This window comes from Burkholderia sp. BCC1977 (assembly GCF_905339595.1).
Lineage (GTDB): Bacteria > Pseudomonadota > Gammaproteobacteria > Burkholderiales > Burkholderiaceae > Burkholderia.
Genome location: NZ_CAJPGQ010000004.1, coordinates 66,637 through 87,890 on the forward strand (window position 1 = coordinate 66,637; position 21,254 = coordinate 87,890).

At 68.6% G+C, this 21,254-nt stretch carries 15 protein-coding genes; 9 read left to right on the forward strand and 6 right to left on the reverse strand.

Going from position 1 to position 21,254, the window contains the following annotated elements:
• Nucleotides 1-664 precede the first annotated feature (664 nt).
• The 7 genes from U5771_RS05220 to U5771_RS05250 all read left to right on the forward strand — a co-directional run bounded on the left by U5771_RS05220 (nucleotide 665) and on the right by U5771_RS05250 (nucleotide 12,075).
• Entirely contained in the window at nucleotides 665-2,080 is a 1,416-nt protein-coding gene (locus tag U5771_RS05220) for a circularly permuted type 2 ATP-grasp protein (protein WP_322022989.1), read from the forward strand.
• A 64-nt stretch (nucleotides 2,081-2,144) separates the two neighbouring features.
• A complete protein-coding gene (locus tag U5771_RS05225; RefSeq protein ID WP_322022990.1) occupies nucleotides 2,145-3,086 on the forward strand; it encodes an alpha-E domain-containing protein in 942 nt (313 codons plus the stop codon).
• An 8-nt stretch (nucleotides 3,087-3,094) separates the two neighbouring features.
• A complete protein-coding gene (locus U5771_RS05230) occupies nucleotides 3,095-4,069 on the forward strand; it encodes a transglutaminase family protein (protein ID WP_322022991.1) in 975 nt (324 codons plus the stop codon).
• 93 nt (nucleotides 4,070-4,162) lie between these two features.
• The gene (locus U5771_RS05235) at nucleotides 4,163-7,600 is read left to right on the forward strand and encodes a transglutaminase family protein (protein WP_322022992.1); all 3,438 of its coding nucleotides are present in this window, start codon (nucleotides 4,163-4,165) and stop codon (nucleotides 7,598-7,600) included.
• Nucleotides 7,601-7,812: 212 nt separating this feature from the next.
• Nucleotides 7,813-10,419 carry a circularly permuted type 2 ATP-grasp protein gene (locus U5771_RS05240; protein WP_322023145.1) on the forward strand — a complete coding sequence of 869 codons (2,607 nt, stop codon included), beginning with the start codon at nucleotides 7,813-7,815 and terminating at the stop codon, nucleotides 10,417-10,419.
• Nucleotides 10,413-11,627, forward strand: a complete 1,215-nt coding sequence (locus tag U5771_RS05245) for a transglutaminase family protein (RefSeq protein ID WP_322022993.1) — start codon at nucleotides 10,413-10,415, stop codon at nucleotides 11,625-11,627. Before U5771_RS05240 ends, U5771_RS05245 begins: the two co-directional genes overlap by 7 nt.
• A 175-nt stretch (nucleotides 11,628-11,802) precedes the next feature.
• Nucleotides 11,803-12,075 carry a hypothetical protein gene (locus U5771_RS05250; protein WP_322022994.1) on the forward strand — a complete coding sequence of 91 codons (273 nt, stop codon included), beginning with the start codon at nucleotides 11,803-11,805 and terminating at the stop codon, nucleotides 12,073-12,075.
• A gap of 70 nt (nucleotides 12,076-12,145) precedes the next feature.
• On the opposite strand, the gene pip is transcribed toward U5771_RS05250, so the two are convergent.
• The gene (gene pip, locus U5771_RS05255; protein WP_322022995.1) at nucleotides 12,146-13,078 is read right to left on the reverse strand and encodes a prolyl aminopeptidase; all 933 of its coding nucleotides are present in this window, start codon (nucleotides 13,076-13,078) and stop codon (nucleotides 12,146-12,148) included.
• A 349-nt stretch (nucleotides 13,079-13,427) separates the two neighbouring features.
• Here pip and U5771_RS05260 point away from each other — a divergent pair, with 349 nt between their 5' ends.
• The gene (locus tag U5771_RS05260) at nucleotides 13,428-14,579 is read left to right on the forward strand and encodes an acyltransferase (protein WP_322022996.1); all 1,152 of its coding nucleotides are present in this window, start codon (nucleotides 13,428-13,430) and stop codon (nucleotides 14,577-14,579) included.
• Between the two features lie 27 nt (nucleotides 14,580-14,606).
• On the opposite strand, the gene U5771_RS05265 is transcribed toward U5771_RS05260, so the two are convergent.
• Nucleotides 14,607-15,431 (reverse strand): multidrug ABC transporter ATPase, encoded by an 825-nt coding sequence (locus U5771_RS05265; protein ID WP_322022997.1) that lies wholly within the window; start codon nucleotides 15,429-15,431, stop codon nucleotides 14,607-14,609.
• A 239-nt stretch (nucleotides 15,432-15,670) separates the two neighbouring features.
• On the opposite strand from U5771_RS05265, the gene U5771_RS05270 reads away from it, so the two are divergent.
• A complete protein-coding gene (locus U5771_RS05270; protein WP_322022998.1) occupies nucleotides 15,671-16,480 on the forward strand; it encodes a class I SAM-dependent methyltransferase in 810 nt (269 codons plus the stop codon).
• 63 nt (nucleotides 16,481-16,543) lie between these two features.
• On the opposite strand, the gene U5771_RS05275 is transcribed toward U5771_RS05270, so the two are convergent.
• From U5771_RS05275 to U5771_RS05290, 4 genes are read right to left on the reverse strand one after another with little or no spacing between them, the layout of a single operon-like run.
• Nucleotides 16,544-17,608, reverse strand: coding sequence for a 2-aminoethylphosphonate aminotransferase (locus U5771_RS05275; RefSeq protein ID WP_322022999.1), 1,065 nt, complete (start codon nucleotides 17,606-17,608; stop codon nucleotides 16,544-16,546).
• Complete coding sequence (gene aepY, locus U5771_RS05280; protein WP_322023000.1) at nucleotides 17,608-18,804, reverse strand: phosphonopyruvate decarboxylase; 1,197 nt, start codon at nucleotides 18,802-18,804, stop codon at nucleotides 17,608-17,610. The genes U5771_RS05275 and aepY overlap by 1 nt, the downstream gene beginning before the upstream one ends.
• Nucleotides 18,801-20,486, reverse strand: coding sequence for a phosphoenolpyruvate mutase (gene aepX, locus U5771_RS05285; RefSeq protein WP_322023001.1), 1,686 nt, complete (start codon nucleotides 20,484-20,486; stop codon nucleotides 18,801-18,803). The genes aepY and aepX overlap by 4 nt, the downstream gene beginning before the upstream one ends.
• Complete coding sequence (locus U5771_RS05290) at nucleotides 20,483-21,250, reverse strand: phosphocholine cytidylyltransferase family protein (protein ID WP_322023002.1); 768 nt, start codon at nucleotides 21,248-21,250, stop codon at nucleotides 20,483-20,485. The genes aepX and U5771_RS05290 overlap by 4 nt, the downstream gene beginning before the upstream one ends.
• Nucleotides 21,251-21,254 lie beyond the last annotated feature (4 nt).

Here is a 21,254-nt window from a genome sequence, read left to right on the forward strand (position 1 = left end):
AGTCGGGCGCCCACAGGGGCGGCGGCGCCGTTTCGCTGCACGAACCTTCTAGCCTACCGCGCCTCGCGCGCACGCAGCCGATGTTTTTTTTCGATCGGTGTCAGTCGAAATATGCATGAGCGTTGTCGGCGGCATTACGGCTGCATAAGTTTGAGGCGCCGGACCCGGCTAACCGGTTAGTTCACCGCGTCGAACGCCGGTGCGGCCGCAGACGGTACTTCCCCAGGGCTGGCCGCGCAGGTTGCGTGGCCGGCCCACCTTTCCCCGCAGTTCGCCGCGACGGCCCGGTGCCGTGTCGTCCCGGCCGATAACGTGAGTCGGGGATCGGGAAGCCGAAGCCAGGGCGGACAGTGCGGGGGCACGATTCGCCGCGACGCGCACGATCGGCGCGGGCGCGAATTTGTGCAGTGCAGATTGCACATTCGTGACACGCGGGGGAACTATGTTCGACAGGCACGGCATCGTTCGCGCGCAATCGCGGCGCGTCGACGCCGACGAATGCGCCGCCGGTGCACCGTCGTGGTGCGGCATGGCGCACGAGCGTGCGTGGCGCGGCGCAAAAAGGGGGGAATCGAGCGGATAGCGCAAGGCACGTTCCTTGCAAAGCAGATGTGACGCCGGTCCGGCATGCGCAATGCCGGGGAGAACGATGGAGAACAATTCGATGAAACCGTTCGATGAAATGTTGCAATCCGGCGAGATGGTGAGAGCGCCTTACGCGCGCCTCAAGCAGTGGCTCGACACGCAGAACCCTGCAAGCCTCGCCCAGAAGGCCCACGACGCGGAAGGCGTGTTCCGCAGGACAGGCATCACGTTCGCCGTATACGGCGATGCGCAGGCCGCCGAGCGGCTGATTCCGTTCGATATCGTGCCGCGGATCATCTCGGGCGCGGAATGGAGCCGGCTGTCGCTCGGCATCGAGCAGCGCGTGATGGCGCTCAACGCGTTCCTCGACGACATCTATCACCGCCAGGAGATCGTGCGCGCCGGCATCGTGCCGAAGCACCTGATCGCGCACAACGAGGCGTTCATTCCGGAGATGATCGATTTCCGGCCGCCCGGGAACGTTTACACGCACATCATCGGCGTCGACATCGTGCGCACCGGCGAAAACGAGTTCTACGTGCTGGAGGACAACGCGCGCACGCCGTCGGGCGTGTCGTACATGCTGGAAAACCGCGAGACGATGATGCAGCTCTTCCCCGAGCTGTTCCAGCAGGTCAAGGTGCGCCCGGTCGAGACCTATCCGCAGATGCTGCGGCAGTCGCTCGCGGCCGTGTGCCCGCCGGGCGGCAACGCCGACAACCCGACCATCGCCGTGCTCACGCCCGGCATCCACAATTCCGCGTATTACGAACACTCGTTCCTCGCCGACCAGATGGGTGTGCACCTCGTCGAGGGCAGCGACCTGCAGGTGGTCGACGGCCGCGTCGCGATGCGCACCACCGAAGGTTTCCGGTCGATCGACGTGCTGTACCGCCGCGTCGACGACGCGTTCCTCGATCCGCTGACGTTCCGGCCCGATTCGGTGCTCGGCGTGGCGGGGATCATGGACGTCTACCGCGCGGGCAACATCACGATCGCGAACGCGCCCGGCACCGGCATCGCCGACGACAAGGCGATCTACTCGTACATGCCGGAGATCGTCGAGTTCTACACGGGCCGCAAGGCGCTGCTCGAGAACGTGCCGACCTGGCGCTGCGGCGAGGCCGACAGCCTGAAATACGTGCTCGACCATCTCGACGAACTGGTCGTGAAGGAAGTGCACGGCTCGGGCGGCTACGGGATGCTGGTCGGGCCGTGCGCGTCGAAGGCCGAACTCGAGGCGTTCGCCGCGAAGCTGCGCGCGCGGCCCGCGAACTACATCGCGCAACCCACGCTGGCGTTGTCCACGACGCCGATCCTGACCGAAGCCGGCCTCGCGCCGCGCCACGTCGACCTGCGGCCGTTCGTGCTGGTGTCGGACCGGATCCGGATCACGCCGGGCGGGCTCACGCGCGTCGCGCTGCAGGAAGGATCGCTCGTCGTCAACTCGAGCCAGGGCGGCGGCACCAAGGACACCTGGGTGCTGGCCGACTGAGCCGGGCACGACCGCGCGCGCCGCAGCCGGCGCGCGAACCGAACGAAGACGGAGTGGACACGAGATGCTTCTGGGACGAACTGCGAGCGGTCTCTACTGGATGTACCGCTATATCGAGCGCGCGGAGAACATCGCGCGCATCGTCGATGCCGGGCTGCGGATGGCGCTCACGCGCACGTCCGATGCGCCGGCCGAATGGTCGTCGGTGCTGGTCAGCTCGGGCGCGGACGACGGCTATCGTCAGAAGTACGACGCGTATGCCGCCGATACCGTGACCGACTACCTGCTGCGCGACCGCGACAACCCGTCGAGCGTGCTGTCGTGCATCGAGGCCGCGCGCTCGAACGCGCGGATGGTGCGCACGGCGCTCACCCGCGAGGCGTGGGAAAGCGTGAACGGCGCATGGCTCGCGCTGCGCCGCGCGCTCGCGCAGCCGGTGCCGGAGAGCGGGCTGCCGGCGGTGCTCGACGAGGTGAAGCGCGAAACCGCGCTGATCCTCGGCAGCTTCTACAGCACGATGCTGCGCAACGAGATCTTCGATTTCGCGCAGATCGGCGCGTTCGTCGAGCGGGCCGACAATACCGCGCGGATCATCGACGTGAAATACCATCTGCTGCTGCCGTCGGTGTCGCACGTCGGCACGATCCTCGACAACTACCAGTGGGAGACCATCCTGCGCTGCGTGGCCGCACACCGGTCGTATCGCTGGGTGTACGACGTGCAGTACAAGCCGATGAACATCGCCGACTACCTGATCCTGAACGGCCGCATGCCGCGTTCGCTGCGTTATTGCTACGGGCGCGTGGTGTCGAGCCTGAACCTGCTCGCGAAGGATTACGGCGTGACACACCCGTGTCACGACACGGCCACGAAGATTCTGCAGATGTTGTCCGACACCTCGGTCGAGCGGATCTTCAAGAGCGGCCTGCACGAGTTCCTGACCGACTTCATCGGCCGCAACAACAGCCTCGGGGTCGATATCGCCCAGGCCTACAACTTCGACTGAGACTTGCCATGCGACTCGCCATCCGACACATTTCGCGTTATCAGTTCGACGATCAAGCCACCCATGCGCTGCAACGGCTGCGGCTGCGCCCGCAATCGGGGCCCGGGCAGACGGTGCGCGCGTGGCAGGTCACGATCGACGGCGTCGAGCCGACGCTCTCCTATACGGACGGGTTCGGCAACCGGATCGACCTCGTGCGCCACGACCGCGGCGCGAAGAACGAGGTCGTCGTGGTCGCGGCTGGCGTCGTCGAGACGCAGGACCGCGCCGGCATTCTCGGCAACCCGGAAGGCTATGCGCCGCCGTGGATCTTCGAGCGCGAGACCGCGCTCACGAAGGCCGGCGACATCGTGCGCGAGCTCACGCAGGCGCTGCCGATCGAGCCGCACAGCCTCGATGCGCTGCACTGGCTGATGACGGAAGTGCACGGCCGCATCGCGTATGCGCCGAACCTGGCCGACGCGCCGGTCGATGCCGAAACCGCGCTGCAAAGCGGCGAGGGCACGAGCCGCGACCATGCGCATGCATTCATCGCGGCCGCGCGAGCGCTGAAGGTGCCCGCGCGCTATATCTCGGGCTACGTGCTCGCCGACAGCGCGATGCAGCGCATCGCCGACGCGAAGCAGAGCGCGAACGACGACGATGCCGAGGAAGCGCTCGCGCTGCAGACGGGCGACGGCATGCAGCAGGCGCTCGGCGCATCGCATGCCGCGCAGTCGCAGGGCTTGCCGCAGGCGGCACTCGGCGCGCAGCCGCAGGCCGTCGCGCTGATGCAGCAGCCGGCCGGTCATGCGTGGGCCGAGGCCTATGTCGAAGGGCTCGGCTGGGTCGGCTTCGATCCGTTCATGAACCGCTGCCCGGACGAGCGCTACGTACGCATCGCCGTCGGCCTCGACTATCGCGACGCGCAGCCCGTGACGGGGCTCGGCGCGAGCGCCGTCGGCATCGAGATCAGCGTCGTGCAGTCGCCGGAACTGGTCTGACGCACACCTTCGCCGAATCCGCCGTGCCGTGCCGCCGCAGCGACGGCGACGCGGCGCGCGCGGCCGGCCCAACCCGAACCGAGCGGCTTTCCCATGCCCATCCACGTCGCGCTGCATCACACCACCCGCTACCGCTACGACCGGCCCGTCAACCTCGGGCCGCAGATCGTGCGGCTGCGGCCCGCGCCGCACTGCCGGACGCCGATCGTCGCGTATTCGATGACGGTCGAGCCCGCGCAGCACTTCATCAACTGGCAGCAGGACCCGTTCTCGAACTATCTCGCGCGGCTCGTGTTTCCGGAACGCACCGAACAGTTCGAGATCACGATCGACCTGGTTGCCGAGATGTCGGTATACAACCCGTTCGACTTCTTCCTGGAAGCCAGCGCGGAGCAATACCCGTTCAGCTATGACGATGCGCTGCAGACCGAACTCGCGCCGTACCTCGCGTGCGATCCGCAGACGAGCGCGGCGCCGCTGTTCCGCGCGTATCTCGACGGCGTCGACCGCACGCCGGCCGGCACCGTGGATTTCCTCGTCGCGCTGAACCAGCAGCTGCAGCACGACATCGGCTATCTCGTGCGGATGGAGCCGGGCGTGCAGACGCCCGTGCAGACGCTCGAACTCGCGTCCGGGTCGTGCCGCGACAGCGCGTGGCTGCTCGTGCAGCTGTGCCGGCATCTCGGCATCGCCGCGCGTTTCGTGTCCGGCTACCTGATCCAGCTCACGCCCGACGTGAAGGCGCTCGACGGCCCGAGCGGCACGTCGGTCGATTTCACCGACCTGCACGCGTGGTGCGAGGTCTACCTGCCGGGCGCGGGCTGGATCGGCTTCGATCCGACCTCGGGCCTGCTCGCCGGCGAAGGGCACATCCCGCTCGCGTGCACGCCGCAGCCGACCAGCGCCGCGCCGGTGGAAGGGCTGATCGACGAATGCGAAGTGTCGTTCGAGCACGAGATGGTGGTGACGCGCGTGTACGAATCGCCGCGCGTGACGAAGCCGTATACCGAGTCGCAATGGGACGCCGTGCGCACGCTCGGCGCGCAGGTCGACGGCGCGCTGACGGCCGGTGACGTGCGGCTGACGCAGGGCGGCGAGCCGACCTTCGTGTCGATCGACGATCGCGACGGCGCCGAGTGGAACACCGATGCGCTCGGCCCGACCAAGCGCGGCTACGCGACCGAACTCGTGCAGCGGCTGCGCGCCGAATACGGCGAAGGCGGCTTCCTGCATTTCGGGCAGGGCAAGTGGTATCCGGGCGAGCAGTTGCCGCGCTGGGCGTTGTCGATCTTCTGGCGCGCCGACGGCCAGCCCGTGTGGCACGATCCGTCGCTGTTCGCCGACGAGCGCGAGCCGTCCGCGTGCACGACCGACGACGCGAAGCGCTTCATCGACGCGCTGGCCGCGCGCCTCGGCCTGACCGACGAATTCGTGCGGCCCGGCTACGAGGACGTCTGGTACTACCTGTGGCGCGAGCGCCGGCTGCCCGTCAACGTCGATCCGTTCGATTCGCGCCTCGACGACGAGCTCGAACGTGCGCGGCTGCGCAAGGTGTTCGACCAGCAGCTCGACAGCGTGGTCGGCTACGTGCTGCCGATCAAGCGCGCGGATGATGCTCCGGGCCTCGACGGCCCTCGCTGGCTGACCGGCCCGTGGTTCTTCCGCGACGAGCGGATGTACCTCGTGCCCGGCGATTCGCCGATGGGCTATCGGCTGCCGCTGGATTCGCTGCCGTGGGTCACCGGCGCCGACTATCCGTACCTGGTCGAACGCGATCCGTTCGCGCCGCGCACCGCGCTGCCGGATGCGGCCGCGTTCCGTGCGCGTCATGCGGGCACGGCCGACGCGCCGCGCTACCTGGCCGGCGCGCATCGCGAAGCGTCCGCGCAAACGGTCATGCAGTGGCGCGGCGACGGCACCGCCGCCGACGGACGGCACGCGCATGGGACGCAGGGCCAACAGCACCAGCAGGACCCGCGGCGCCGCCCCGAGCGCTTCGAATCGGCCGCGTGGATCACGCGTACCGCGATGTGCGTCGAAGTGCGCAACGGCATCCTGTACCTGTTCATGCCGCCGCTCGCCGCGCTCGAGGATTATCTCGACCTGCTCGCCGCGATCGAGCTGACCGCGCACGCGCTCGGCGTGAAGCTCGTGCTCGAAGGCTATCCGCCGCCGCGCGACGCGCGGCTCAAGCTGCTGCAGGTCACGCCCGATCCCGGCGTGATCGAGGTGAACATCCACCCGGCGAAGAGCTTCGACGAACTCGTCGGCCAGACCGAATTCCTGTACGACGCCGCGTGGCAATCGCGCCTTTCCAGCGAGAAGTTCATGGTCGACGGCCGGCACGTCGGCACGGGCGGCGGCAACCACTTCGTGCTCGGCGGCGCGACGCCGGCCGACAGCCCGTTCCTGCGTCGCCCGGACCTGCTCGCGAGCCTGATCGCTTACTGGCACAACCATCCGTCGCTGTCGTACCTGTTCTCGGGGCTGTTCATCGGTCCGACGAGCCAGGCGCCGCGCGTCGACGAGGCGCGCAACGACCAGGTCTACGAGCTCGACATCGCCTTCGCGGAAATCCAGCGCAACAAGCTGCTGTACGGGCAGGACATGCCGCCGTGGCTCGTCGACCGCGTGCTGCGCAACCTGCTGATCGACGTGACCGGCAACACGCACCGCAGCGAATTCTGCATCGACAAGCTGTATTCGCCGGATTCGTCCACCGGGCGGCTCGGCCTGCTCGAACTGCGCGCGTTCGAGATGCCGCCGCATGCGCGGATGAGCGTCGTGCAGCAACTGCTGCTGCGTGCGCTGGTCGCGCGCTTCTGGGCCGCGCCGTACACCACGCCGCTCACCCGCTGGGGCACCGCGCTGCACGATCGCTTCATGCTGCCCGCGTTCCTGAAGATGGATTTCGACGATGTGCTGGCGGAGCTGCGCGACGCCGGTTTCGGGTTCGATTCCGCCTGGTTCGCGCCGCACTTCGAATTCCGCTTCCCGCTGTTCGGCCAGATCGCGGTGAACGGGATGCAGCTGTCGCTGCGCGGCGCGCTGGAGCCGTGGCACGTGATGGGCGAGGAGGGCGCGCCCGGCGGCACGGTGCGCTACGTCGATTCGTCGGTCGAACGGCTCGAAGTGCGCGTGACCGGGCTGAACGACAACCGGCACGTCGTGACCGTCAACGGCCGCGCGCTGCCGCTGCAGCCGACCGGCACCGTCGGCGAATACGTCGCGGGCGTGCGCTACAAGGCGTGGGCGCCGCCGTCGGCGCTGCATCCGACCATCGGCGTGCATGCGCCGCTCACGTTCGACATCGTCGATACGTGGTTGCAGCGCTCGCTCGGCGGCTGCCGGTATCACGTCGCGCATCCGGGCGGGCGCAACTATGCGACGTTCCCGGTCAATGCGTACGAGGCCGAGAGCCGCCGGCTCGCGCGCTTCGTCGCGATGGGGCACACGCCGGGACGGATGACGGTCGCGGCCGCCGCGCCGAGCCGCGAGTTTCCGTTCACGCTCGACCTGCGACGGCCCTGATCGTCGGATGAAAGGACGGACGACGATGCGCGGCTGCCGACCTCCCGGCGCGCCGGCCGGAGTGCTAGGATGCGGGCAGACTGCGGCTGCCCGCCGCGTCTGCCGTGCCCGGACGACGGTGCGGCGGCGCGCGGGCGCGGCCGCCCCTTGACGACGGAACGATACCGACCGTGCCGCCCATTCACCCCGACGATCTCGCCGACGCCGACGCGATGCCCACGCTCTTCGATACCGGCGCGCAGCCGGACGCCGCGGAACTGGCCGCCGCGCTCGCGGCGCCGGCCGCGGCCGGCCGCTACGACGAACTGCGCGGCAGCGCCGCCGGCCTCACCGCGCCGCTGCTCGCACCCGCATGGCGCAGCTTCTTCACGTCGATCGGCAGCGACGGCGTGGCCGACCTCGACCGCCGCGCCGACGCGCTGCAGCGACGCATGCGCGAGAACGGCCTGTTCTACCAGCTCCACGAACAACGCGCGGGCGACGGCGCGGCCGGCCCGTGGTCGCTCGACCTGCTGCCGCTGATCGTCACGCCCGAGGACTGGGTCGCGATCGAGCGCGGCGTGCTGCAGCGCGTGCGGCTGCTGAACGCGACGATGGTCGACCTGTACGGGCCGCAGACGATCCTGCAGCGCGGGCTGCTGCCGCCCGCGCTCGTGACCGGCCACCCGGGCTACCTGCGCGCGATGCGCGGCGCACGCGTGCCGGGCGATACGTGGCTGCACATCGTCGCGTTCGACCTCGCGCGCGGCCCCGACGGCCAATGGCGGATCGTCGCGCAGCACACGCAGGGCGCGGCCGGCCTCGGCTATCTGCTCGAGAACCGGCTGATCGTGTCGCGGCTCTTTCCGCGCGGCTTCCGCGGGCTGCGCGTGCAGCGGCTCGCGTCCGCGTACCGGTCGCTGCTGCAGAGCATGCAGGCGTTGAGCCCCGCTCGCAAGAATTCGCGGATCGTGCTGCTGACGCCCGGGCCGCACAGCGCGACCTACTTCGAGCATGCGTATCTCGCGCGCTACCTCGGCCTCACGCTCGTCGAGGGCGGCGACCTGACCGCGCGCGACAACCGCGTCTTCCTGAAGACGCTGCGCGGGCTCGAACCCGTGCACGGGATCCTGCGGCGCGTCGACGACGCGTGGCTCGATCCGCTCGAACTGCGGCCCGATTCGATGCTCGGCGTGCCGGGGCTGCTGCAGGCCGTGCGCGCGGGCAACGTGCTGCTCGCGAATGCGCCGGGTTCGGGCTTCCTCGAATCGCCGGGCGTGCTCGGCTTCATGCCGCGCCTCGCGGAAGGGCTGCTCGGCGAAACGCTGACGCTGCCGGCCGTGCATTCGTGGTGGTGCGGCGAGGCCGCCGCGTGCGACGACGCGCTGCCGCAGCTCGCGCGCGGCATCGTGAAGCCGTCGTATCCGCCCGACGTGCAGGCCGGCGGCGCGTTCGATCCGGTGATCGGCTCGCGGCTCACGCCGGCGCAACTGGCCGAATGGCGTGCGCGGATCCTGGCCCGGCCCGAGCATTACACGGTGCAGGCCGACCTGCCGCTGTCGCAGGCACCCACCTGGCCGGGGCACGACGCGCCCGACGGCAACGGCGGCGCGCGCATCGTGCCGAAGCCGCTGCTGCTGCGCGTGTTCGCGCTCGCCGACGGCGCGCAGCGCTGGCGGCTCCTGCCGGGCGGACTGTCGCGGGTCGGCACGCGCGATACGCTGTTCAACGCGCCGATGCCGCGCGGCGGCAGTACCGTCGATACGTGGGTGATGACCGAGGGCATCGTCGATTCGACGACGCTGCTGCAGACCCATCTCGGCCCTGACGATCTGATCGAGCGCCCGCGCGCGATCGCGAGCCGCGCGGCCGAGAACCTGTTCTGGCTCGGCCGCTACACGGAGCGCGCGACCAACCTGATGCGTCTCGCGCGCGCCGCGCTCGAACGGTTGCGCGGCGAGGACGACGTCGACAGTCCCGCGCATCTGGAGCTGATCGACACGCTGTGCCGCGACACCGGCCTGATCGCGCCCGACGCGCCGAACGCCGTCGATGCGCCGCGCGCGTTCCAGCACGCGCTCGCGACGTCGCTGACGCGCGGCGCGGACCGCACGTCCGGCATCGCGTCCTGCCTGTTCGGGATGCGCGGCGCGGCCGCCGCGATCCGCGAGCGGTTGTCGAGCGATCAGTGGCGGCTGATCGACGACGCGACGCAACTGTTTGCCGACAGCGCCGATCATCCGGAGGCCGAGGAGCAGATCGGCAACGAGGCGCTGCAGCTGCTCGAGCGGCTGGGGCTGCTGCTCGGCGCGATCACCGGCGCGCAGACCGACAACATGACGCGCGACGACGGCTGGCGGCTGCTGTCGATCGGCCGGCAGATCGACCGACTCGACTTCCTGTGCAGCGTGCTGAAGTTCGCGTTCGACGAGGGCGCCGTGCACCGGCAGGACGGCTTCGAACTCGTGCTGGAGCTGTTCGACAGCACGATCACGTTCCGCTCGCGCTTCCAGCGCGGCTTCGACGTCGCGCCGCTGCTGTCGCTCGTGGTGCTCGACACCGACAACCCGCGCTCGCTCGGCTGGGTCGTGCAGGCGCTGCGCGGCCGGCTGACGAAGGTCGAACGCAGCGAGGGCTATGCGCTGTCCGAGCTGGCCGAGACGATTCCGGACGTGCCCGCGTGGTCGCTGCACGAACTGTGCGAAACCGGCGACGACGGCCGGCATGACAAGCTGCTCGAGGCGCTCGACACGACCGTGAAGGCCGTGTGGGATTTGTCGAACCGGATCGGCGAGCGCTATTTCAGTCACGTGCGCGAGGCGGGCAGGACGCTATGGTGACGACGAAACACGCGGCGAAGACGCCGCATGCGCCCGGGTCCGGCAGCGCGAAGCAGGCAGCGGCGACCACGCCTGCGACACCGGCCACGCTGACCGCGCCGACTACGCCGACTACGCCGACTACGCCGACTACGCCGACTACGCCGACTACGCCGACTACGCCGACTACGCCGACTACGCCGACCACGCCGACCACGCCGACCACGCCGACCACGCCGACCACGCCGACCACGCCGGCTGCCGTCGCGTCCGGCCGTCTGCTGCGCGTCACGCACGATACCGAATACCGCTACGCGGCACGGGTCGAATCCGCACAGCACCAGGCGCGGCTGCAGCCGCTCGCGACGCCGCGCCAGCAGGTGCTGTCGTTCGCGCTCGACATCGAGCCCGGACCGGAAGCGGTCGGCACCGAGATCGACGCGTTCGGCAACGCGCGCGCCTCGTTCGCGCTGAACCAGCCTCACGATGCGCTGCTCGTGCGCAGCCGCAGCACGGTGCGCGTGAGCCCGCCCGTCTGGTCGCAGGGCGCACGCGGCGCGCCGCCGCCCGCAATCGCGGATCCCGACGCCGAACACGCAACCGCATGGGAAGCCGTGCGCGACCGCCTGCGGTTTCGCGCGGGACAGCCGTACGACGCGGCGAGCGAGTTCGTGTTCGCGTCGCCGCATGTGGCGTGCGATCCCGAACTGGCCGCGTATGCGGCCGCCAGCTTCACGCCGCAGCGGCCGCTCGTGCAGGCCGCGTGGGACCTGATGCGGCGGATTCACGCCGACTTCGCGTATACGCCGAACAGCACCGACATCACGACGACGGCGCTCGATGCATTGCGATTGCGCAAGGGCGTCTGCCAGGATTTCGCGCACGTGATGATCGGCGCGCTGCGCTCGCTCGGGCTCGCCGCGCGCTACGTGAGCGGGTATCTGCTGACGCAGCCGCCGCCCGGGCAGCCACGGTTGATCGGCGCGGATGCGTCGCATGCGTGGGTCGACGTGTACGACCCGGCCTGGCCCGAAGACGGCGGCTGGCTGCAGCTCGATCCGACCAACGACCGCGCGCCGGGCGACGACTACGTGATGCTGTCGATCGGCCGCGACTACGCGGACGTCACGCCGCTGCGCGGCGTGATCCGCGGCGGCGGTGCGGATCAGGAGCTGAAGGTCGGCGTGACGGTCGAGCCGCTCGACGAGGCGTCGCGTAATACGGTGTGATGAGCCTGACGCACCGCTCGCCGGCCGTTTAAGTCTTCGTTAATGCTGCCCGCCTAGCATGGTGATGCCGGCGAACGGATCGCACCCCGGTCCGGTGCCGGCGGCACGCACGGGTGCGTCGACGTCACGGCGCCGCACCGTCGCGCGTCGCCATTCCCTCGCAACGGCGGCCCACATGATCAAGAACTTCGACTACCCGCTCGGCAACGAGACGATCGCGCTTTGCGCAAGCTTCGGCGCGGGCCCGGCGTTCCGCCGCGTGCTGGTGAGCCGTGCGGATTCGATGGAGACGCTCGTGGTGCTCGACGCGCGCGGCCTGTCGGGCCTGCTGAAGGTCGCGACCGAAGCGCCGGAAGGATTGCTCGACGACGCGATCCGCAAGGTCGGCGACGAACAGCTCGTCGAGCGCGCGATCAGCGGCCGGACGATCGTCGAAGCCGCGCTTTGAGCGGGCGGCGCGTGCAGGCCGGCCTTGCCGGCTGCAGCGCGCCGTGTGGTGTTGCGCAGTGTCGTGCTGCTTACGCGGCGAACCGGTCCGTCGCGGCGAGCAGCGCTTTCAGGATGCCGGGTTCGTTGTATGCGTGTCCGGCGTCCGGCACGATCTCGAAGGTCGCGTCGGGCCACGCTTTCGCGAGGTCCCATGCGGTGCGTGCGGGCGTCGCGATGTCGTAGCGGCCTTGCACGATCACGCCCGGAATGCCGGCGAGGCGATGCGCGTCGCGCAGCAGCTGGCCTTCGTCGACGAACCCGCGATTCACGAAGTAGTGGTTCTCGATCCGCGCGAACGCAAGTGCGTAGTGGCCGTCCGCGAAGTGCGCGGCCAGCGCCGGATCGGGCAGCAGCGTGATCGTGCGGCCTTCCCAGAGGCTCCATGCGCGTGCGGCTTCGAGCTTCGCGGTTTCGTCGTCGCCCGTCAGCCGGCGATGGTAGGCGGCCATCAGGTCGCCGCGCTCGGCTTCCGGAATCGGTGCGAGGAAGGCTTCCCAGAGATCCGGGAACAGCCACGACGCGCCTTCCTGGTAGTACCACAGCAACTCCGCGCGGCGCATCGTGAAGATGCCGCGCACGACGAGCGCGCTCACGCGTTGCGGGTGCGTCTCCGCATAGGCGAGGGCCAGCGCGCTGCCCCACGAGCCGCCGAACACGAGCCATTGTTCCGCGCCCACCATCTCGCGCAACCGCTCGATGTCGGCCACCAGGTCCCAGGTCGTGTTGTTGTCGAGGCTCGCGTGCGGCGTCGAGCGCCCGCAGCCGCGCTGGTCGAACAGCAGGATGTCGTAACGCTCGGGATCGAACAGGCGGCGATGGTCGGGGCTGCAGCCTGCACCCGGGCCGCCGTGCAGGAACACCGCGGGTTTGCCGGACGGGTTGCCGCAGCGCTCCCAGTAGATGCGGTGGCCGTCGCCGGTGTCGAGGTGGCCGTGGGCGTAGGGTTCGATCGGTGGGTACACAGGCAGGCTCCGGGTGAGGGTGGGCGGGCGGGAGGGTGGGCGACGCACGGGCCGGTGTGCGGACGCGATACCGGTCGCGCCGATATTGCGGTGCCGCAAGATTCGTTGTGTCTGCATCGGACCGGCCGCCGCCGGACAAGGCTTGTCATTATGCCCATTCAATCCGCGCATTGCGTGGCGATCGACGCGGGCCCCGCGGCCCGGTGTTCCGGGGCGCATGGGCACCGGAATTTATTCAGCAATTTCGTTCCGATATTTTTCAGACAAAATCCCGGCGGCATATCGGCGCGCCGGTCGCGGGCGCCGGCCTTCATACCGTTCCTCCACCGTGCCAACGGGAAACGAGCCGATGAACCATCGCGTCAAGCAGTTGACCGGGTTGCGCGCCGTCGCGGTCACGATGGTCGTCGTCGGCCATGCGGAGCACGTGCTGCCGGGCGGCTACACCGGCTGGTTCGCGCCGCTGCGGCTGATTGCCGACGGCCGGCTCGGCGTGCTGATCTTCTTCGTCCTCAGCGGCTTCCTGATCACCAACGTGCTGCGCGCCGAGTTCGCGCGCACCGGCGGGATCGCGCTGACGTCGTTCTACGTGCGCCGTTCGCTGCGGATCTGGCCGGCCTGCTACGTGTATCTCGCGACCGTCGGCGTGCTCGCCGTCGCGGGCTGGCTCGACGTCGATCGCCGCCAGTGGCTGTATGCGGCGCTGCATCTGTGGAACTACTCGGCGTGGTTCGGGCTGACCGGCGACAACGCGCTGCATCCGGACGGCGCGTGGCATCTCGGCCATTTCTGGTCGCTCGCGCTCGAGGAGCAGTTCTACTGGTTCTGGCCGCTGCTGTTCGTGTACGGCGCCCGCCGTCGCGGCACGCGCTGGCTCGCCGCGCTGATCCTGGTCGTGCCGCTGGTGCGCGCGCTCACGTACTTCATCGCGCCGGCACTGCGCGGGCAGCTCGGGATGATGCTGCATACGGGCGTCGATCCGATCCTGATCGGCTGCTACGCGGCGCTCGAGCGCGAGCGGCTCGAAGCCTGGATCCGCTCGTGGCGCGGCGAGACGCGCATCGTGACGGCGCTCGTCTGCATCGTGCTGTTCGGGATGCCGCTTGCCGAACATCGGCTCGGCGGCTTCTGGAATGCCACCTACGGCGTGACGCTCGAGGCCGCGCTGATCGCGATCGTGATCGTCGTGCTGAATTTCCGCGGCGAGTTCTGGTGCGCGCGCTGGCTGCGGGCCGCGCCGGTCGTGTTCGTCGGCACGATCTCGTTCAGCCTGTATCTGTGGCAGCAGCCGTTCGCGAACCCGGACTTGCCGGTCGCGCACGCGTTCCCGCTCGGCATCGTGTGGGCGCTGCTGGCCGCGACGGCGAGCTATTTCCTCGTCGAGAAGCCGTTCCTGCGGTTGAAGGATCGTTTCGCGGCGCGCGAAGCACGGCGCATGCGCGATGATGCGTGGCGGATATCGGCGCCGGCCGACGCGATCGCGCCGAAGGTGGCGGAGTAGGCGGGCGGGCGATGGCCCGCCGCCGCGTCACTTGAAGCGCTTCAGCGCCTCGGGCGAATACCAGAAGGTCCGGAACATATCGATCCCGTACGACTTGCCGTCGTATTTGACGACCGTGCGCGCGGTTCGCTTGCCCGTATCCAAGTAGTTGCCGTCTTCGCGCTTCGTCTGCGTGATGTGTGCCGCGATCGACAGGTCGGCGAAGCCGTGGCTCGACGTCTTGTCGACGGCGATCGTCATCTGCGCTTCTTCGCTGCGCGCATCGCCCGCGCCGGCACCGCACGCCTCGCCCTCGACGCTGACCCAGCCGTACAGGTTGGTGCCGAATACCGGCCGGATGCGATTGCCGTCGCGAACCCACAGGGTCAGCTCGTCGCTTGCGTTTGCATCGGGGCAGCTCGGCCCGCGCGCGCTGCTCGTGAACACGACGCCGAACGCGCGTACGTCGGGCGACAGCCGGTACGGCGCGGTATCGATGCGATAGCTGTCCGGGCCGACTTCCGTGGTGGCGTCCTCGTCGACGATCGACTTCTCGGCCGCGACGACCTTGCCGCCCTCGACGAGCGCGACGACTTGCAGTTTGGTGCTGTCGTCCGGGTTCTTGCTCCTGGGCAGCGAGTCGAAGGCGGCGGCCGCGATCGTTGTCTGCGGCGCGTTCGGCATGACCTTGCACGCCGACGCGATGACGAGCCGGTCCGCGTCACGTGTGGCGATGCGTGCGCTCGCGATGGCGGCCCAGCGGGCGATGGCGGTGACGGTGGCGTCGTCGCAAGGCTGGTTGTTGGCGGCGTGAACGGAGGGGGCGGCGGCGAGCGCGAGCAGTGGGGCGAAACGAAGGATGCTCGTGGTCATGACGGAGAAGGTTTCTTGACGGATTTCGGTGGGTGCCGATTAACGACTCACAAGTGTCTTTCGACCGATCGGTTTCGCGGGCCGCAAGCGGATGCAAAGCGATCGCCCAGACCGTTGCTGCAGCCACCCTGTAGATCTTCCGGGCGGATTGAGCTTGAAAGTGCGGTGGAAGGCGACTTTACTGAAAAAACGTCCGGTGCTGCCAAGCTGACTTTTTCGTTCGCCCAAGAGAGATTGATATGGAAGAAGCGTTCAGTGCTTTCGAACGGCAAGGCTGGGAAAAACTTGCTGGATCTTATCATTCGTATTATGCGGACTTAACGGATCAGTCGATTGATGCCCTGCTTGTCGCGCTCGATCTGCAGCCCGGCATCGCGCTGCTCGACGTTGCGACCGGTCCCGGCTATCTCGCTGCTGCCGCAGCTGCGCGAGGGGCGGACGTCGTCGGTGTCGACTTCGCAACCGCGATGGTCGAGCAGGCAAGGAAGTTGAATCCCGCGCTCGCCTTTCGCGTCGGAAACGCAGAGGCCCTGCCGTTCACCGACCAAAGCTTCGATGCGGTCGGCAGCAATTTCGGCTGGCACCATTTCCCGCATCCCGATAAGGCGCTTTCGGAGGCGTTTCGCGTACTTCGCCCGGGTGGACGAATTGCATTCACGGTCTGGGCCAGTCAAGACAAATGCGCGGGAATCGACATTGTCCTTAAAGCGATTGCAGCGCACGGCAACCCGGATGTCGAGCTTCCGGCGGCCCCGCCATTCTTTCGCTTCAGCGACAGGGATGAATGCGAGCGCGCACTGCTTGAAGCGGGATTTGCTGATCCGGAGGTCCTGGATGTCGATCAAACATGGCATATCCGCGCACCGGAAACACCCTTTCACGCGCTGATGCGTGGCGGGGTACGCGTAGCCGCAATTCTCAAGGCGCAAACGCCGCACGCGTTAGCCGCGATCGAAGAGGCGGTATCCAAAAGCGTGACGAAATATCTGGTCGACGGAGATGTTCTGGTACCGATGCCGGCCGTGCTTGCTTCTGCGCGAAAAGTCTAGAATTTCCGGACGAACAAAAAAGGCCCTTGCGGGCCTTTCGTCGACGAAGGTGTGGGCGAGCGCTTACCGCGTCAGCGCCGTAAACCCCTCCAGCAACCGCTCGACATCAGCCGCTTGAATCGCGCCCATCGTCGAGATCCGGAACAGTTCCTTCGACAACCCGCCTTGCCCCGCATAAATCACGAAGCCACGCGCTTTCAACCCGTCGTGCAGCGTCTCATACGTGACGCCTTGCGGCAGCCGGTACGCGCGCAGCACGACCGACGACGCCCCTTCCGGCAGCACCAGCGACATCCCGCGCGCCGCGAGCCCGGCTTGCGCCTGGTCGGCGAGCGCCTTGTAATGCGCATGCCGCGCCCGCCAGCCGCCGGCTTCGTCGAACTCGCGCAGCGCCTCGACGAGCGCATAGTACGCATGCACGGACGGCGTGAACGGCGTATTCCGCTGGTCCTGCAGCTTCGCGAGACGGTTGAGATCGAGGTAGTAAGTACGGCTCGCGGCCTGCGCGAGCGCGCCGCGGCGCACGATCACGAACGCCGCGCCCGGCACGCCGTGCAGGCACTTGTTCGCGGTCGCGGCAACGGCGTCGATCACGCCGCCGGCGAAGTCGATCGCTTCGGCGCCGAAGCTGCTGACGCCGTCAACGAGCATTTTCACGCCGCGCGCGCGGCATACGTCGGCGATGGCGCCGAGGTCGTTCAGCCGGCCGGTCGTCGTTTCATGATGAATCACCGCGACGTGCGAGTAACCGCCCGCGTCGAGACGCGCGGCGATCTGCGCGAGATCGGGCGCCTGCATCCATTCGTGCTTCAGCACGTCGTGCGCAATGCCGTATTGCGTCGCGATCTGCGTGATGCGCTCGCCGTACACGCCGTTCTCGATCACGAGCAGCTTGCCGTCCCGCGGCACGAGCGCCGCGATCATGCTTTCGACGGCGGCGGTGCCCGAGCCCGTCATCAGCACGGCGGCCCATTCGGCCGGATCGAGTTCGTATGCGGCGACGAGGCGCGCACGCGCTTCATCCTGCAGATCGAAGAATTCGCTTTCGCGATGGCACAGGTCGGGTTGCAGCAGGCTGCGGCGCACGCGTTCGGTCAGCGTTACCGGGCCGGGGTTCAGCAGCAGCATCAATGAGCTCCTTCGGCATGGGCTTGCGCCTGTGCGGCGCCGATATGCCGCATCAGACGGGTCTTGACCTCGACCGGCGTGACGGTCGGGCGGGGCAGGCCGTCGGGCACGCCGGTGCGGATCGCGACGCGCACGAACTGCGCACCGGATGGCCGGACCCCGTCGGCCTGCGCGGCGAGCGTCGCATCGAGCACGTCGAGCGTGTCGCCTTCGACGGCCGATGCATAGCCGCACGCGGCCGCGACGCCCGCGAACGACACATGCTGCGACACGGTCGCCTGGCCGCCCGTCGATTCGTGCGCGCCGTTGTCGAGCAGCACGTGCGTGAGGTTGGACGGACCGTAGGTGCCGAGCGTCGCGAACGCGCCCATCCGCATCAGCGCGGCGCCGTCGCCGTCGACGGCCACCACGCGCAGGTCGGGGCGCGCGAGCGCGAGACCCAGCGCGAGCGGCGTCACGCAGCCCATCGAGCCGACCATGTACAGCTGGTTCGGGCGATCGTCGATGGCATAGAGTTCGCGACCGCAGAAGCCGGTCGACGCGAGCACGACGGTCGAATCGACCGGCGTGTGCGCGATCACGCGCTGCAGCGCGTCGTGGCGGGTCGGCCACGCGGCGGGCGTTTCAGCACGCGCCGCCGACTGCGCGGCAACATGCGCGCGCGGCGTCGCCGCCGGGTTCGCCTTCAGCTCATACGGCGCGACGCTGCCTTTCTGCATCACGAGCGCGTACGGGCGACCCGTCGCGTCCATGTGCGCGATCGCGCGGTCGAGCGCCGGGCCGACCTGTTCGGGGTCGGTCGGGAACGTCTCCCACGGGATCTCCATCGTGTCGAGCATCGCCGGCGTGATCGGCCCCATCAGCGCGTGCTGCGGCTCGTCGGATACGCCCGGCTGGCCGCGCCACGTGACGATCAGCAACTGCGGCAGCCGGAACGTCCAGGTCAGCGACGTGAGCGGGCTCACGGCATTGCCGAGCCCCGAGTTCTGCATCATCGCGATCCCGCGCTTGCCGCCGAGCGTCGCGCCGGCGATCAGCGCGACGGCGTCGCCTTCGTTCGCGGCCGACAGGTAGTGCAGCGTCGGGTCCTGCAGCACGTAGTTGATGAACGGCGTCAGGTACGAGCAGGGCACGCCCGCGTACCAGTCGAAGCCGCGTTCACGCGCGGCCTCGACGAACTGGGCCGCTTCGATCATCGTGCGCTCCCGTTGCCGGCGCCCGGCTCGGACAGCGGCGTCTGGCCGTGCGCGAAATCGCCCGCGCGGCGGAAGTCCTCGAGATCGTTGACCCCGCGCCAGTGGCCGTGCACGTATTGCACCTCGATCTTCTCGCCGGCGGCGATCAGTTCGTTGAGCAGCGACGGGATGTCGAGCGTGTCGAAGTCGGGGCGCGCCTGCAGCGTCGCGAGCATCGCCTTCAGGCGGTCGACGCCCGCGCCGCGCACGTTCAGCAGGCCGATCCAGCGGCCGTGCGGCGTGCCTGCGGCGACGTCGCTCGAGACACGTTGCAGATACGTCTTCTGGCCGAACAGGCCGCGATCGTCCGCCGCCGAGCAGAGCGCGAAGTCGCGCACGCTCTGGTTGGTCTCCGTAAGCGACGAATCGACGACGACGCTGAACTCGGCCTCGCTCTCCGCGAGGTCGCGCAGGATGTAGCTGCGGAACAGCAGGTCGCCGTACGAGATCACGGTGTCGCCGGTCAGGCGTTCGGCCGCGCACGCGAGCGACGCAAGCTCGCCCGTCTGCGCATGGCGCTCGTTGACGACGAGCTTGATGCCCGACGTGTCGATCGCGTCGGCGCGATAGCCGCCGACCACGGTGATGTCGTTCACGCCATGCTTCTTGAAGCCGTCGACGAGCCAGCGCAGCAGCGGCTTGCCGGCGACCGGCAGCATGACCTTGGGCTTATCCTCGGTGACGGCCTCGAGCCCCTTGCCGCGGCTCGCCGCGAGCACGATCGCGGCGTTCGACGCGCGCGACGACGACGACAGGTAGATGCGCTCGGCGGCCGAGTATTCGTCGGCGTCCTGCAGGCGGAAGATCTCGTTGACCGATGCGACGCGGTCCTCGACGTTGATCAGCGTTTCGTTCTCGTGGATCTCGCGTGCGGTTGCCTGCATCGCCGACGCCGATGCACGGATCAGGTGGTTCGCCCAGATCACGGTGCTGATGCCCGCCTGGCGGAATACGTCGGTCGGCGTGCTGTAGTACTTGGTCGGCACGATCACGAGCGGCACCTTGCCGCTCCATTCGCGTGCGAACTGCAGGATCTCGTCCGGGCGCGACAGCTTGCTGTGGATCAGGATCGCGTCGGCGCCGGCTTCCGCATACGCGTTCGCGCGGCGCAGCGCCTCGTCCATCCCCCAGCCCGCGATCAGCGCCTCGACGCGCGCGACGATCGAGAAGTCGGGATCGCTCTGCGAATCCTTGCCGGCCTTGATCTTGCCGCAGAACTCGTCGATCTCGGCGAGCGGCTGGCGTTCGCCGTCGATGAAGCTGTTCGTCTTCGGAAACTGCTTGTCCTCGATGCACACGCCGGCGATGCCGCGCTGCTCGAGCTTCTTCACGAGGCGGCGCACGTTGTTGAAGTTGCCGTAGCCGGTGTCGCCGTCGAGCAGGATCGGCAGGTCGCTCGCGTCGGCCATGAACTCGAGCACGTCGACGACCTGCGTCCAGCTCGCTTCGTTGTTGTCGCGCACGCCGAACTGCGCGGAGATCGCGAGGCCCGATGCCCAGATCCCCTTGAAGCCGGCTTCGCGAACGATCCGCGCGGACAGGCCGTTGTGCGCTTCCATCAGGAATTCGAGGTCGCTGCTGACGAGCATGCGGCGCAGGCGTGCGCTGCGCGATTCGGAGAAGTTGGGTTCGCGTGCGTTCATCGTGCGGCTCCTGCGGTAGTGCGTTGAATCAGGGGGAGAATCTCTTGCGTGGCGCGGGCGACGTCGTTCGGGAAATCGATTTCGATCCACGGCGAACCCGTGACGTCGGCGACGTCGAACGAATGGCCGCCTTCGAGCAGCAGGTCGCGCACGGCTTCCTCGTGCGGCATGTTCGCGCGGCCGCTGTCGACGTAGCCCGCGACGATTTTCGCGAGGCGGCGCGCGGTGCCTTCGGTGAAGCGGAAGAAGCCGACCGATTCGCCGATCGTGTCGTACTCGAGGTCGACCGCGAGCTGCTTGCGCAGCTCGACCGGCACGCCGTTCTTCAGGCACAGCTTGACGGGCTCGTCGCCGGCCTCGAAGTCGCGATCGATCAGCAGGCGGTCGACCGACTTGTCGGGATCGGCTACCAGCGCGTGCAGGATGTTCTCGTCGTACAGCACGTCGGCATCCATCAGCAGCACGTCGCCGCCGCGCGTCATCGCATCGGCGACGGTATGCACGGTCAGCACGCTGCCGAGGTCGTAGCGCTCGTTCAGCACGATCTCGGCGGTGCGGCCGAGGCGCTTCAGTTCCTGCTCGACCTTCTCGGACTGGAAGCCGAGCCCGAGCACGATTTCATCGACGCCGGCGGCGTCGAGCACGCGCAGATGGCGCTCGAGCAGCGACAGGTCGTCGAAGCGCAGCAGGCACTTCGGGAATTGCGCCTCGGGCGGTTGTTGCAGGCGCAAGCCGAGGCCTGCCGCAAGAATGATGGCTCGCATGGGT